The organism is Mycolicibacterium smegmatis (genome assembly GCF_001457595.1).
Lineage (GTDB): Bacteria > Actinomycetota > Actinomycetes > Mycobacteriales > Mycobacteriaceae > Mycobacterium > Mycobacterium smegmatis.
This window is the reverse complement of record NZ_LN831039.1, coordinates 5933400-5945487: the sequence shown is the minus strand read 5'-3', so window position 1 is coordinate 5945487 and position 12088 is coordinate 5933400. Positions and strand designations below refer to the sequence as shown.

16 protein-coding genes and 1 tRNA gene are annotated in these 12088 nt (G+C 66.9%); 4 read left to right on the top strand and 13 right to left on the bottom strand.

From position 1 onward, the window contains the following. The first annotated feature begins 19 nt into the window (after nt 1–19). Nucleotides 20–175: a hypothetical protein gene (locus AT701_RS28740; protein ID WP_162267851.1), complete on the top strand. Its 156-nt coding sequence runs from the start codon at nt 20–22 to the stop codon at nt 173–175. Here AT701_RS28740 and AT701_RS28735 read toward each other — a convergent pair. The 3 genes from AT701_RS28735 to AT701_RS28725 all read right to left on the bottom strand — a co-directional run bounded on the left by AT701_RS28735 (nt 172) and on the right by AT701_RS28725 (nt 1538). Next, complete coding sequence (locus AT701_RS28735) at nt 172–576, bottom strand: HNH endonuclease (RefSeq protein ID WP_058127060.1); 405 nt, start codon at nt 574–576, stop codon at nt 172–174. The genes AT701_RS28740 and AT701_RS28735 overlap by 4 nt on opposite strands. A gap of 41 nt (nt 577–617) precedes the next feature. Then, a tRNA-Thr gene (locus AT701_RS28730) sits at nt 618–692 on the bottom strand. 27 nt (nt 693–719) lie between these two features. Beyond that, nucleotides 720–1538 (bottom strand): hypothetical protein, encoded by an 819-nt coding sequence (locus AT701_RS28725; protein ID WP_011730857.1) that lies wholly within the window; start codon nt 1536–1538, stop codon nt 720–722. 139 nt (nt 1539–1677) lie between these two features. Between AT701_RS28725 and AT701_RS28720 the strand changes: the two genes are divergently transcribed. Continuing rightward, nucleotides 1678–2397, top strand: a complete 720-nt coding sequence (locus AT701_RS28720) for a response regulator transcription factor (RefSeq protein WP_011730856.1) — start codon at nt 1678–1680, stop codon at nt 2395–2397. A gap of 29 nt (nt 2398–2426) precedes the next feature. Beyond that, entirely contained in the window at nt 2427–3866 is a 1440-nt protein-coding gene (locus AT701_RS28715; RefSeq protein ID WP_014878477.1) for a sensor histidine kinase, read from the top strand. Here AT701_RS28715 and AT701_RS28710 read toward each other — a convergent pair. Further along, nucleotides 3826–4242 carry an HIT family protein gene (locus AT701_RS28710; RefSeq protein ID WP_003897271.1) on the bottom strand — a complete coding sequence of 139 codons (417 nt, stop codon included), beginning with the start codon at nt 4240–4242 and terminating at the stop codon, nt 3826–3828. The genes AT701_RS28715 and AT701_RS28710 overlap by 41 nt on opposite strands. A 107-nt stretch (nt 4243–4349) precedes the next feature. On the opposite strand from AT701_RS28710, the gene AT701_RS28705 reads away from it, so the two are divergent. Continuing rightward, nucleotides 4350–4658 carry a hypothetical protein gene (locus tag AT701_RS28705; RefSeq protein WP_003897270.1) on the top strand — a complete coding sequence of 103 codons (309 nt, stop codon included), beginning with the start codon at nt 4350–4352 and terminating at the stop codon, nt 4656–4658. Here the strand turns inward: AT701_RS28705 and AT701_RS28700 are convergent. From AT701_RS28700 to AT701_RS28660, 9 genes are all read right to left on the bottom strand, one after another. Then, nucleotides 4645–5472, bottom strand: coding sequence for an SDR family NAD(P)-dependent oxidoreductase (locus AT701_RS28700; protein ID WP_058127059.1), 828 nt, complete (start codon nt 5470–5472; stop codon nt 4645–4647). The genes AT701_RS28705 and AT701_RS28700 overlap by 14 nt on opposite strands. Before the next feature lie 25 nt (nt 5473–5497). Further along, nucleotides 5498–5935, bottom strand: coding sequence for a nuclear transport factor 2 family protein (locus AT701_RS28695; protein ID WP_058127058.1), 438 nt, complete (start codon nt 5933–5935; stop codon nt 5498–5500). Between the two features lie 10 nt (nt 5936–5945). Further along, nucleotides 5946–7073, bottom strand: a complete 1128-nt coding sequence (locus tag AT701_RS28690) for an NDMA-dependent alcohol dehydrogenase (RefSeq protein ID WP_003897267.1) — start codon at nt 7071–7073, stop codon at nt 5946–5948. A gap of 99 nt (nt 7074–7172) precedes the next feature. After that, nucleotides 7173–7712, bottom strand: coding sequence for a nuclear transport factor 2 family protein (locus AT701_RS28685; protein ID WP_003897266.1), 540 nt, complete (start codon nt 7710–7712; stop codon nt 7173–7175). Between the two features lie 11 nt (nt 7713–7723). Continuing rightward, entirely contained in the window at nt 7724–7927 is a 204-nt protein-coding gene (locus AT701_RS28680) for a ferredoxin (protein WP_003897265.1), read from the bottom strand. A gap of 4 nt (nt 7928–7931) precedes the next feature. Then, on the bottom strand, nt 7932–9287 hold the full coding sequence (locus tag AT701_RS28675; protein WP_003897264.1) for a lanosterol 14-alpha demethylase: 1356 nt from the start codon (nt 9285–9287) through the stop codon (nt 7932–7934). Continuing rightward, the gene (locus AT701_RS28670; protein ID WP_011730852.1) at nt 9284–10111 is read right to left on the bottom strand and encodes an SDR family oxidoreductase; all 828 of its coding nucleotides are present in this window, start codon (nt 10109–10111) and stop codon (nt 9284–9286) included. Before AT701_RS28670 ends, AT701_RS28675 begins: the two co-directional genes overlap by 4 nt. Continuing rightward, nucleotides 10112–11314, bottom strand: coding sequence for a cytochrome P450 (locus tag AT701_RS28665; RefSeq protein WP_011730851.1), 1203 nt, complete (start codon nt 11312–11314; stop codon nt 10112–10114). Then, nucleotides 11311–11910 (bottom strand): TetR family transcriptional regulator, encoded by a 600-nt coding sequence (locus AT701_RS28660; RefSeq protein WP_003897261.1) that lies wholly within the window; start codon nt 11908–11910, stop codon nt 11311–11313. Before AT701_RS28660 ends, AT701_RS28665 begins: the two co-directional genes overlap by 4 nt. Nucleotides 11911–12088: the final 178 nt, after the last annotated feature.

The window sequence follows — 12088 nt, the reverse complement described above, 5'->3', positions numbered from 1 at the left end:
CGTGGTGATCCTGTGCAGCATGGATTCACACGACGACGGCAGGGCCATCCCGGAGGACGCCCGGCAGGCGACCGAGCAGCAGGAAGAACTGCAGGACGAGTTCGACCGCCGTGGTGAGGATCCCGAGGCGCCGGGACTGCACGAGAGCCGCGAGCAGATCGCCGACGAGAACTAGTACGACTTGCCGTCGGCATAACGCTGCCTGCGGAAGTGGCGTCCGTTGCCGCGGTTGCGGCTCTTGTACGTGGGCAGTTGGGAGTCGCAGTTGGGGCACACCAGGCGCAGGTTGTCGCGCCGGTTGTTCGTCGGGTCCCCGTCGATGTGGTCCAGCACGAGCGTCAGCGGCAGGCCCTGCCACGTGGTGGCGCCACCGCAGATCGCGCAGCAGCCGCCTTGTTCGGTGGTCAGGTACTGGCGGATGTAGTGGTCGGGAAGAGTGCCGATGGATGCCTGACCGGATTCGAGCCAGCGCTTGGTGCTGGCCTGACGACGGGCCGAGCCCTGGCACACATTGCTGCAGTAGACCTTCTGACTGCGCTTCGTCAAAGGCGTTCCGCAGCCACGACAGAGCCTCATGTCTGGAAGCTACTGAGGGGCACCGACAACCGCCGGTGCGCTGGAGCCCCCTGTCAGGATTGAACTGACGACCGCTCGCTTACAAGGCGAGTGCTCTACCACTGAGCTAAGGAGGCAGGTGGAACGCGCAATAGCTTAACGGGTCACTCGTCGGCGTCGACAATTCGCTGCGACACCACAGGTGTCGGGGTGGTCGAGCGCCTGCCGTAGCGGCGGGGCAGCGGGATCCGGTCGGCGATGTTGGACAGCGGGTTGACCACCTGGCTGAGGGTGATGACCGCGTCGTGCAGCGCGTCGATGGTCGGCGCGAGGGCCTCGAGTCCGGGGGCCAGACGGTTCAGCGTGTCGGCGACATCAGCGAGTTTGAGCAGCGGGCCGTCGGGATCGGTGAGGGTGTCGAGCAGCCCGCCCTCGGCGAGCAGGCGGTCGGCCACACCGTCCTCGCGCAGCACACGCTCGATGAGACCGTCGTGCGCGAGCAGTTGATCGGCGAGCCCGCCCGGTGCGATGACGCGCGACAGGGCGCCGTCGTCGGTGGTCAGCCGGTCGAGCAGACCGCCCTCCATGGTGATCTGGTCGACGAGTCCGCCGGGTGCGACCGCGCGCGTGACGGGACCGTTCTCGGCGGTCAACCGGTCGAGCAGACCGCCCTCTGCGGTCAGTTGGTCGACGAGACCGCCCGGGCGCAGCAACCGATTGACGGGGCCGTCGGGTGCGAGTGCGCGACCGAGTGGTGCGTCGTCGTCCATGAGCCGCGCGAGCCGGTTGGCACGCTCGACGGCGTCGTCGAGACCGAGCATCTGCGCCAGTGATGACCTGCTGGTCAGCGGGTTGGAGTCGGTCACGGTGCGCTGGACCGCGGTGAGTGTCTCCCCGGCTATCCCCAGGCCCGCGTCGGCGATCGCGATGCCGATGCGAACCGGGGCCGTGGCAACCTGGACGAGGGTCTTGCCGAGGTTCATGTGAGCCAGTCTAGGGCGGTGACTCGCATCGTTTTCGTGGGTTTCGGGCGGCTTCCTGCCGGGGTATCTCGCCCACATTCACAGGAAGCACACAGGTAGCGTGCAGGAATACTCCAACAGATAGCGACAGCATTGGGTAATGGCCATGCCCGCTCTTCCCGAAAACGTTCCAGAAGCTCGCGTCCTGGTGGTGGACGACGAGGCGAACATCGTCGAGCTGCTCTCGGTGAGCCTGAAGTTCCAGGGCTTCGAGGTGCACACCGCGTCCAACGGCGCGGCGGCCCTCGACAAAGCCCGTGAGGTACGGCCCGACGCCGTGATCCTGGACGTGATGATGCCGGGTATGGACGGCTTCGGACTGCTGCGCCGCCTGCGCGCCGACGGTATCGACGCACCCGCCCTGTTCCTCACCGCGCGCGACAGCCTGCAGGACAAGATCGCCGGTCTCACCCTCGGCGGCGACGACTACGTGACCAAGCCGTTCAGCCTCGAAGAGGTCGTGGCCCGCCTGCGGGTGATCCTGCGCCGCTCCGGCCGCGGCGTCGAGGAGACCCGCAACGCGCGGCTCACCTTCGCCGACATCGAACTCGACGAGGACACCCACGAGGTGTGGAAGGCCGGCGAGCCGGTCTCGCTGTCGCCCACGGAGTTCACACTGCTGCGCTACTTCATCATCAACGCGGGCACGGTGTTGTCCAAGCCCAAGATCCTCGACCACGTGTGGCGCTACGACTTCGGCGGTGACGTCAATGTCGTGGAGTCCTATGTGTCCTACCTGCGACGCAAGATCGACACCGGCGAGAAGCGACTGCTGCACACGCTGCGCGGCGTCGGCTACGTTTTGCGCGAGCCGCGCTGACGGGCACGCGTCAGCGGCATACTTCATAGGTGCTTGACCGGGTGAACCGTGGTCGACGCGGCATCCCACTGCGCGTGGGGTTGGTGGCCGCCGCGCTTGTGCTGGTGGCATGCGGTCTGCTGGCCTCGGGTATCGCCGTCACGTCGATCATGCGGCACACCGAGGTCAGCCGCATCGACCAGACCCTTCTCGACGCGTCCAGGAGTTGGGCGCAGGCCCCGCGGCGCGCGCCCACCACACCGCTGGAGGGCCCCAACCCGGCCCGTCCGCCGTCGAACTTCTACGTGCGCGGCTTCGATGAGGACGGCCGCACCTGGATCGCCGTCAACGACCGCGAGGCCGAACCGGCGCTGCCCGAGAACAACGACGTCGGCCCGGTACCGGTGACCGTCGGCTCGATCGACAAGTCCAACGTCGAATGGCGCGCCATGACGGTGCGCGGCCCCAACGGTGAACTCACCACGGTCGCCATCGACCTGTCCGAGGTGCAGTCGTCGGTGCGGGCCCTGGTGTGGTCGCAGGTCGGCATCGGCGCCGCGGTCCTTCTTGTGCTCGGCGTGGTCGGCTACGTCGTCGTCCACCGCAGCCTGCGCCCGCTGGTCGAGGTCGAGCGCACGGCCGCGGCGATTGCTGCGGGACAGTTGGATCGTCGTGTGCCGGAACGGGATCCGCGCACCGAGGTGGGACGGTTGTCGTCGGCGCTCAACGGCATGCTCGCGCAGATCCAGCGCGCGGTGGCGGCGTCGGAGGCCTCGGCCGAACAGGCACGGTCGTCGGAGGACCGCATGCGGCGCTTCATCACCGACGCGAGCCACGAACTGCGCACGCCGTTGACCACGATCCGCGGCTTCGCCGAGTTGTACCGGCAGGGCGCGGCGCGCGACATCGAGATGCTGATGGGCCGCATCGAGAGCGAATCGCGCCGCATGGGCCTGCTGGTCGAGGACCTGCTGCTGCTCGCGCGTCTCGACGCACAACGCCCCCTCGAACGGCGCCGCGTCGATCTGCTCGCCCTGGCCACCGACGCCGTGCACGACGCGCAGTCGATCGCGCCGAAGCGCAGGGTGAAGATGGAGGTCTTCGACGGCCCGGGCACCCCGGAGGTGCTGGGCGACGAGGCCCGCCTGCGCCAGGTGATCGGCAACCTCGTCGCCAACGCCGTACAGCACACGCCCGAGACCGCGGGCATCACGGTGCGTGTGGGCACCGACGGCGACAACGCGGTTCTCGAAGTGTGCGACGAGGGCCCCGGCATGAGCCAGGAGGATGCGCGCCGCGTGTTCGAGCGGTTCTACCGCGCGGACACGTCGCGCACCCGCGCCAGCGGCGGCACGGGGCTGGGACTGTCCATCGTCGACTCACTGGTGTACGCGCACGGCGGAACCGTGAAGGTCACCACGGCGCTCGGGAAGGGCTCCCGGTTCACCGTCAGCCTGCCGCGGATTGCAGATCTGCCAGCGCGGCTTTGATCTTCGCCTGCGCCTCGTCGAGGGACTCCGGTGACGGGTTGCGGTCGACGTTGGCGAACCCGAAGTCGGACAGGTTGCGCGCGGGGAAGACGTGGACGTGCAGGTGCGGCACCTCGAGGCCGGCGATGATCAGGCCCGAACGCTCGGTGTCGAAGGCCTTGCAGACCGCCTTGCCGATCAACTGCGAGACCTCCATGACCCGGGCGAACACGGCGGGTTCGATGTCCTGCCAGTTGTCGAGTTCGGCGCGCGGCACCACGAGCGTGTGGCCCTGCGTCATGGGTTCGATCGTCAGGAACGCCACGATGTCGTCGTCTTCGTAGACGAAACGGCCGGGCAGTTCGCGGTTGATGATCTTCGTGAAGACGGTCGCCATGGACATGAGCATAGTGACGCCGGTGAGACGACCGTCTCGTTGCGTCCGCGCCGACCAAGCGGTTGGATAGAAGGGCTTATTAGATGTGCGAAGGAGTTGACGGGCTCGTGGCCGACGCGGTCAGGTGGGAAGCAGAAGGTGAGGAACCGGCCTCCCCGAACGAACGAGATGACCGCTTCGAGTGGATGGACCTCGATGTCCCCGCCGCGAGTTGGTGGGAGGTGGCCGACCATCCCGAACTCATCCGCCGCGGCGTCGACGGTTGGGTGTTCTTCGACTGCACCGACTCGCCCGATGACCCCGACAACGTCGTGCTGACGTACTACCGCCCGTTCAAGGTCCCGGTCTCACACGGCGCGCGTCCGGCGTGGCGCGGCAGGCGCTTCGAACGCGGGACGTGCGCTACCCGCCACTGATCATCTGGTGCAGTTCGTCGGCGGTCCACGGCGGTGACGTGTGGTGGTCGCGGAACCCCAGGAAACCCGGTGTGGGGCGGGCGAATTCACCGACGAATCCACCCGCGGCGATGAAGATGCGGCCCGTCACGTCACGTGCGGCGTCGCTGACCAGATACGCGTAGGTGGCCGCGGCGTACTCGGGTGCCGCGGCGTCGAGCGCGCCCTGGGCGCTCACGTCGTCGAGCAGACCGCGCCGGTTGAGTTCGGCGATGTGCCGCTCGTACTCCGGCCCGGTGGACAACCTGGTCTTGGCGCCAGGGCACACCACGTTGGCCCGCACCTTGTGCTCGCGCAGTTCGGCCGCGACCGCCATCGTGAGCGCGTTGACCCCGCCCTTGCCCGCGGGGTAACCGGTGCCGCCGTAGTCGCCGAGGTAGGCGAACGAACCGGTGTTGACGATGGCGCCGCCGCCGTGAGCGACCATCTTCGGCGCTGCGGCGCGGCACGTTTCGAACACCGTGCCCAGATGCGCATCGAGCAGCTCACGGAACTGCGCGCTGGTGATGTCGAGAATCGACGACCCGTGCGGTTCGGCCGTGCCCGCGCAGTTCACCAGGATGTCGATGCGGCCGAACTCGGCGACGCACGTGTCGACGAGCGCATCGGCGACCGCGGGATCTGCGGGCGAACCGGCATGTGCCACACCGGAAATCCGTTTCGCGGCCGCTTCCGCGGCGTCGGCGTCGCGGCCGTTGACCACGACGCCGGCGCCCTGCGCCGCGAGCAGACCGGCGACCGCGAGACCGATGCCCCGGCTGCCGCCGACGACCACCGCGCCGCGGCCGGCAAGCGGACCGCTAATCGGTCTCTTCCTGGCCGAACTTCATCGCGTCCATGTTCCAGTAGCCACGCAGGTTGGTGATCAGGCCCGCGTCGTTCACCTTGTAGGTGAACACACCACGCACGGTCGCGGTGAACCCGTTGGGAAACCTGGTGTGCAGCACCAGGATGTAGGCGATCTCGGTCGGCGAGCTCGACGGGAACGTCTCCTCGCACGTGACCGTCAACCGGTTGGGTCCGATGTTCTGGTCGAAGAACGCCGCGACGGCGTCCTTGCCGCGCACACCGGTGCCGTCGGGATTGGTGACGGCCTGCCCGATCGGGTCCTCGATGACGACGTCGTCGGCCATCAGGGCCAGCCAGCCCTCGCGGTCACCGGCCTGTACGCAGCGCCACGACGCCCGCGACGCGGTGACGACAGGTGTCTCGGTGGAGGTGTCGGTCGCTTCGGTCATGGATCCCCTGTCAGCGGTCGGCGTCGGTGTAGCGGATGACGCCGCGGATGTTGCGGCCTTCGAGCATGTCCTGGTAGCCGTCGTTGATCTGCTCCAGGCGGTACTGGCGCGTGACCATGTCGTCGAGGTTGAGCTTGCCCGCCTTGTACATGCTCAGCAGCTGCGGGATGTCGTGGTGCGGGTTGCCGCCACCGAAGATGGTGCCCTGCAGGTTCTTCTGCAGCAGGGTCAGCATCGCCAGGTTGATGTTGGCGTTCGTGTCGAGCATGCTGCCGACAGCGGTCACCACGCACGTGCCGCCCTTGCTGGTCACGTTGAGGTAGTTGTCGATGTCCTCACCGTGCAGCTCGCCGACGGTCACGATGACCTTCTTGGCCATGCCGCCCGCGGTCACCTCGGCGATGCCCGCCATGGCCGAGAAGACGTCGGGGTAGACGTGGGTGGCGCCGAACTTCAGCGCCTGATCGCGCTTCCACTCGACCGGGTCGATCGCGAAGATGTAACGCGCACCGGCGTTCACGGCGCCCTGCAGCGCACCCATGCCGACACCGCCGATGCCGAAGATCGCGACGTCGTCGCCGGGGCGGATGTCGCCGCTGCGCACCGCCGAGCCGTAGCCCGTGGTGACACCGCAGCCCACGAGGCAGGCCACCTCGAACGGGATCGACTTGTCGATCTTCACCACCGAGCTCTTGTGCACCACCATGTACGGCGAGAACGTGCCCAGCAGTGTCATCGGGAACACCGGCTTGCCGTTCGCGTGGATGCGGTGGGTGCCGTCGGCGACGGCGACGCCACCGAGCAGACCCGCGCCCAGATCGCAGAGGTTGCGCAGGCCGGCCTGGCACGACGGGCACGAACCGCAGGACGGGATGAACGACAGCACGACGTGGTCGCCGGGCTCGATGCCCTCGACGCCAGGACCCACCTCGGTGACGATGCCCGCACCCTCGTGGCCGCCGAGCACCGGGAAGCCACCCATCGGGATGCCGCCGGTCACCAGGTGGTGATCGGAGTGGCACATCCCGGACGCTTCCATCTGGATCTTGACCTCGTCCTTGACGGGGTCACCGATCTCGATCTCCTCGATCGACCACGGCTGGTTGAACTCCCAGATGAGAGCACCTTTTGTCTTCATCAAAGCTCCTGCTTTCCGAGAAGTGATCGGGTTGGCGTCGAAACTAGCCTAGTTATCCAGGTCACAATAGCCCCAACCGGGTGGTCGGTTGGTGACACCTCACCAGATCGGGACCGGGCTGGTGCCGATCGGGTAGTACCCGGGCAGCTTCTCACCGCTCAACGAGCGTTCGATGCGCTTCTGCATGGCCGGGGTCAGGTCGCCGGATTCGATGAGCTTCGCGTAGCCCTTCGCGACGTGACCGAAGTCGAAGAAGTCGCGCTGCCACTCGATGAGCAGCTGGTCGTCGAGGCGGAACCAGCTGCCGCCGATACCGTAGATCTCCGCGCGTGAGCCGTCGCTCTTGTTGGCGATCTGCTTCCAGAAGCCGACGATCTCGCCCTGCTTCTCGTCGATGATCACCTTCTGGTATTCGTAGACCCAGTTCTCCAGGCCCTCCATCTCCAGGCCCAGGGCCACGTCGCGGATCTCGTCGCGGCCGACGCACATGACGTCTTCTTTGGGGCCGATGTTCCAGCCGTACGTGGCGTCCTCGGTGTAGAAGTCCGCCAACGGTTTCCAGTCACCGGCCTTCTCGGCCTCGCGGTTGGCCGTGAGCCAGCGGTCGACCCAGTCTTCGAGTTGTTCACGTGACGCCATTGTCCTGATCCTCATTTCTCGACGATTGACAGTGCTCGGGTGGGACACATCTCGACGGCCATCTCGACCCCGTCGCGCAGGTCGTCGGGTGGTTCGGTGTCGAGGATCTCGACGGTTCCGCGCTTGGGGACGCGGAAGACGTCGGGGGCTTCCAGCTCGCACATGGCGTGGCCCTGGCACAGGTCCTCGTCGAGCTCGATGCGGTAGCAACCCATGGGACTACCTGACCCGCCTGCGGTAGCGCACCTTGGCCGGCCGGGCCAGCTGGACCACCATCTTCGAGTGGTCGTTGCGGTAGCTCTCGGACGGCTGCGCCATCTCGAACTCGAAGTCGCGCAACAGGACCGAGAAGATCGCCTTGATCTGCATCTGCGCGAACGCCGCCCCGACACAGCGGTGCTTGCCCGCCCCGAACGGGATCCAGGTCCACCGGTTGATCAGGTCCTCCTGGCGCGGCTTGTCGTACCGGTCGGGGTCGAAGGTGTCCGGATCTGGGAAGTCCTCGGGGATCCGGTTGGAGATCGCCGGTGAGGCCGCGACCATCTGGCCCTTGTGGATGGGGCGCCCGGCCACCTCGAACTCGTCCTGCGCGACACGCATCAGGATGATCAGCGGCGGGTGCAGGCGCAGCGTCTCCTTGAGCGCGTTGTCCAGATTCGGGATCTGGCGCAGCGCATGGAAACTGATCTCCTGGCCGTCGGCGTACAGATCGTCGAGTTCGGCCTGCACCTTGGCGTAGAACTCGGGGTGGCGCAGCAGTTCGATGAGCGTCCACGACGCGGTGCCCGAACTGGTGTGGTGCCCGGCGAACATCAGCGAGATGAACATTCCGGTGACCTCGTTGGCCGAGAACCGCGGCGTGCCGTCCTCGTCCTTGATCGACACCAGCACGTCCAGCAGGTCACGGTCGCTCTTGTCCTTGGGCGGGTTGGCGATTCGGCCGTTCATGACCTCCTGCACCAGCTCCACCAGGTTGGCCCGCGCCTCGTCGCGGATGCGGAAGCTCTCGATGGGCAGATACGGGTCGACGTAACACAGCGGATCGGTGCCGCGCTCCAGCAGGTGATAGTAGTCCGCGAAACGCTTGTCCAGCTGGTTGCGGAACTTCACCCCGATCAGGCATGCGGTCGACGTGTAGATGGTGAGCTCGGCGAAGAACTCCAGCAGGTCGATCTCACCTTCATCGCCCCAGCTCTCGACCATCCGCCGAACCTCGTTCTCGATGGTCGCGGCGTGGCCCTTCATCTGCTCACCGCGAAGTGCGGTGTTGTGCAGCATCTCCGCGCGCCGTTCCGGGTCGGCGTCGAACACGACGCCTTCGCCGAAGATCGGCGTCATGAACGGGTAGGCCTCGGCCTGGTTGAGTTCGCTGTCGCTGGAACGGAAGAAGAACTCGTTGGCCTCCGCACCCGAGAGCAGCACCACCTGCTTGTCCGCGAGCTGGAACCAGCCCACATCCCCGCATTCGGAGCGGACCCGTTTCATCAGACCGATCGGGTCGGTGCGGAATTCCTCGAGGTGGCCATGCTCTTCCTCGCCACCGGAAACCCGCGGTACGTCGTGGAGCGTGGTCACTGGTTCGGCATCCCTTCTTCACCGAGGGCAAGTTTCTGACGGTCGGTCACCTCGGCCAGCGGCGCCTCGGGCTGGATCTCCAGGTTCGCGATGAACCCGCCGCGCGGCGTCTCGGCGACGAACGTGATGGCCCGGGCCAGGTCGGCGGCCCGCAGGAAGTAGTCGTGACGCGCCTGGCCCCACTTGGCCCAATCCTCAAGCGCCGGACCGATCTTCTCGGCGGGCAGGCTCCAGCCCATGGACGTGCGGGTGGGTCCCGGGTGCACGATCGACGCGCGCACGCCGGTGCCCTCGAGCTCCATCTGCAGGTTGTTCACCATCGCGAGCAGCCCGGCCTTGGCGGCGCCGTAGGCGCCCATGTGGGGACGCTGACGCAGCGACACGTCGGACCCGACGAAGATGACGTCGCCGCGGCGGCGCTCCACCATGCCGGGCAGCACCGCGGTGGCCATCCGATTGGCGCCGATCAGATGGATCTGCACCTGCTGCTCGAACTCCTCGGTGCTGATCTCGTGCAGGCGCCCGAAATCGGTGTCACCGGCCCCGGCGATCAGCACCTCGATGTCGCCGAGCGCCTCGGTCGCGGCGTGGACGAACGATTTCACCGAGTCGGCATCGGTGACGTCGAGCGGCAGTGCGACGGCCTCACCGCCGCGGGCGGTGATCTGGTCGACGAGTTCCTGGCACTTCTCGACCCGGCGCGCGCCGAGCGCGACCGGGAACCCGTGGGCCGCCAACTCGGTCGCGGTCGCGGCGCCGATCCCGGAGGACGCGCCGGCCACGATCGCTGGCCTGCGGGCAGGGTGGGGTTCAAAACGGGCCATTTAGCGTTTCTCCACTGTGATCGGAAGGTGAGCGAAACCGCGGACGCTGCTGGAATGCACCCGCACGGACGCGGATTCGTCCACGTCGTATCCGCGGATCCGCTTGAACAACTCGGCCAGCGCGACCCTGGCCTCCATACGCGCCAGATGCGCGCCGAGGCAGAAATGGGCACCGCTGCCGAAACTGACGAGCTTGGAACCGATGTCACGGCCGATGCGGTACTCGTCGGGGTCGTCGAACGCCCGCTCGTCACGGTTGGCCGAACCGGCCAGCAGCACCAGCACGTCACCCGCGGGCACCGTCGTGCCGTAGAACGTCAAATCTTCCACCACCGCACGCGCGAGGATCTGGCTGGAGGTGTCGTAGCGCAGCGTCTCCTCGACCCACAGGGGGATCTGGCTGTGGTCGTCGAACACCGGCGCCAGCTGATCGGGGTTCTTGAAACCCCAATAGGCGGCATTGGCAAGGAGTTTGGTGGTGGTCTCGTTACCGGCGACGACCATGAGGAACAGGAACGCCATGATCTCGTCGTCGGTGAGCTTGTCACCGTCGATCTCGGCCTCGACCAGCGCCGAGGTCAGGTCGTCGCTGACGTTGCGGCGACGCCTCTTGACCATGTCGGCGTAGTACACGAGCAGTTCACCGGAGGCCGCGATGGCCGAGGCCGGCACGTCGGCCACGCCGTCCTCACGGTGCATGACACCGTCGGCCAGCGCACGGATCCGCACGCGGTCCTCTTCGGGGACGCCCATGAGCTCGGAGATGACGTCCATCGGAAGCTTGCCCGCGAAGTCGTCGACGAAGTCGAAACTGTCCGACTGCAGGGCAATTTCGAGATGCTGCACGGCGATCTCGGTGACCCGCGCCTCCAGCTCCCGGATGCGCCGCGGCGTGAAACCCTTGGACACCAGCGTGCGCAACCGCAGGTGTGCCGGATCGTCGAGTGCGAGAAACGACATCACGCGATGCGCCTCGTCGTTGCGCGACACCGGATCCAGCGACACACCGTGCTTGTTGGACAGCGCGGTGCTGTTGCGGAATCCCTTGAGCACGTCCTCGTGGCGCGACAGCGCCCAGAAGTTGCGTTCGTCGTTGCGGTACAGCGGCGCCTCGTCGCGAAGTCGCTTGTAGTACGGATACGGATCCTCGTGGAAGTCGTAGTCGTACGGGTCGAGTACGGGTTCGACGGTCGGCAAACTCATCGGTCCTCTCCCAGGATGAGCCCGACCACGTAGGTGAGGCGGTCGGCGATCTGGTGGTAGGTGAAGGCGCCGCTGCCGGCATTGACCAGCGCGCCGAAGAACGTCATCTCCAGGGCCGACACGGTGCGCGGGTCCGCATCCGGGCCGACGGCCGAGCGGATCCGCTTGTGGATCTCGGCGCCGATCCGGTCGCGCACGGCACGGACCGCCTCGTCGCTGCCGCCGCCGAGCAGTGCGGTGGTGCAGGCCGCCGCCACCTCGGGTTCGTCGGCGACCACAAGGGTCAACGCCCGCAGCGCCTTGTCCACGCGCGTCTTCATGGAGTCGTTGACATCGGTGAAGTACGGCACCTGGCGCACCAGGTCCAGGTACACCTCGGCGATCAGGTGGTTCTTGGACGAGAAGTAGGTGTAGGCCGTGGCCGGGGCCACCTTGGCGCGCGCCGCGACGGCGCGCACCGTCAGGTCGGCGTACGACGACTCCCGCAGCATCTCGATGCCCGCGGTGAGCACCTTGCGGAAGGTCTCCTCCTGGCGACGGTTGCGCGGCGTCTCGCCACCGGACGGTGTGACTGCAGCCACTGCATCGCTGGACACATGTCCAAGTTAGCCGAGCGCGACGGCCGCGGGCAAGTGTGGGACGTAATCCGCAGTTCAAGGCCATATTTCGCGTCGAGAGCGCTGTGGACTCCGCTCACTCTTGCGGCTTGCCTCGGGCTGGGGCTATGGTTCGGAACCAGACAGCCAGACAGCTGTCCAGGATTGCGAAGTGGAG

Coding starts and splice junctions, on each gene's coding strand:
- AT701_RS28670 (WP_011730852.1), bottom strand. CDS start 10,111: ATGGCCCGTTTTGAACCCCACCCTGCCCGCAGGCCAGCGATCGTGGCC.
- AT701_RS28695 (WP_058127058.1), bottom strand. CDS start 5,935: ATGACCGAAGCGACCGACACCTCCACCGAGACACCTGTCGTCACCGCG.
- AT701_RS28680 (WP_003897265.1), bottom strand. CDS start 7,927: ATGGGTTGCTACCGCATCGAGCTCGACGAGGACCTGTGCCAGGGCCAC.
- AT701_RS28690 (WP_003897267.1), bottom strand. CDS start 7,073: ATGAAGACAAAAGGTGCTCTCATCTGGGAGTTCAACCAGCCGTGGTCG.
- AT701_RS28725 (WP_011730857.1), bottom strand. CDS start 1,538: ATGAACCTCGGCAAGACCCTCGTCCAGGTTGCCACGGCCCCGGTTCGC.
- AT701_RS28740 (WP_162267851.1), top strand. CDS start 20: ATGGATTCACACGACGACGGCAGGGCCATCCCGGAGGACGCCCGGCAG.
- AT701_RS28665 (WP_011730851.1), bottom strand. CDS start 11,314: ATGAGTTTGCCGACCGTCGAACCCGTACTCGACCCGTACGACTACGAC.
- AT701_RS28710 (WP_003897271.1), bottom strand. CDS start 4,242: ATGGCGACCGTCTTCACGAAGATCATCAACCGCGAACTGCCCGGCCGT.
- AT701_RS28720 (WP_011730856.1), top strand. CDS start 1,678: ATGGCCATGCCCGCTCTTCCCGAAAACGTTCCAGAAGCTCGCGTCCTG.
- AT701_RS28685 (WP_003897266.1), bottom strand. CDS start 7,712: ATGGCGTCACGTGAACAACTCGAAGACTGGGTCGACCGCTGGCTCACG.
- AT701_RS28735 (WP_058127060.1), bottom strand. CDS start 576: ATGAGGCTCTGTCGTGGCTGCGGAACGCCTTTGACGAAGCGCAGTCAG.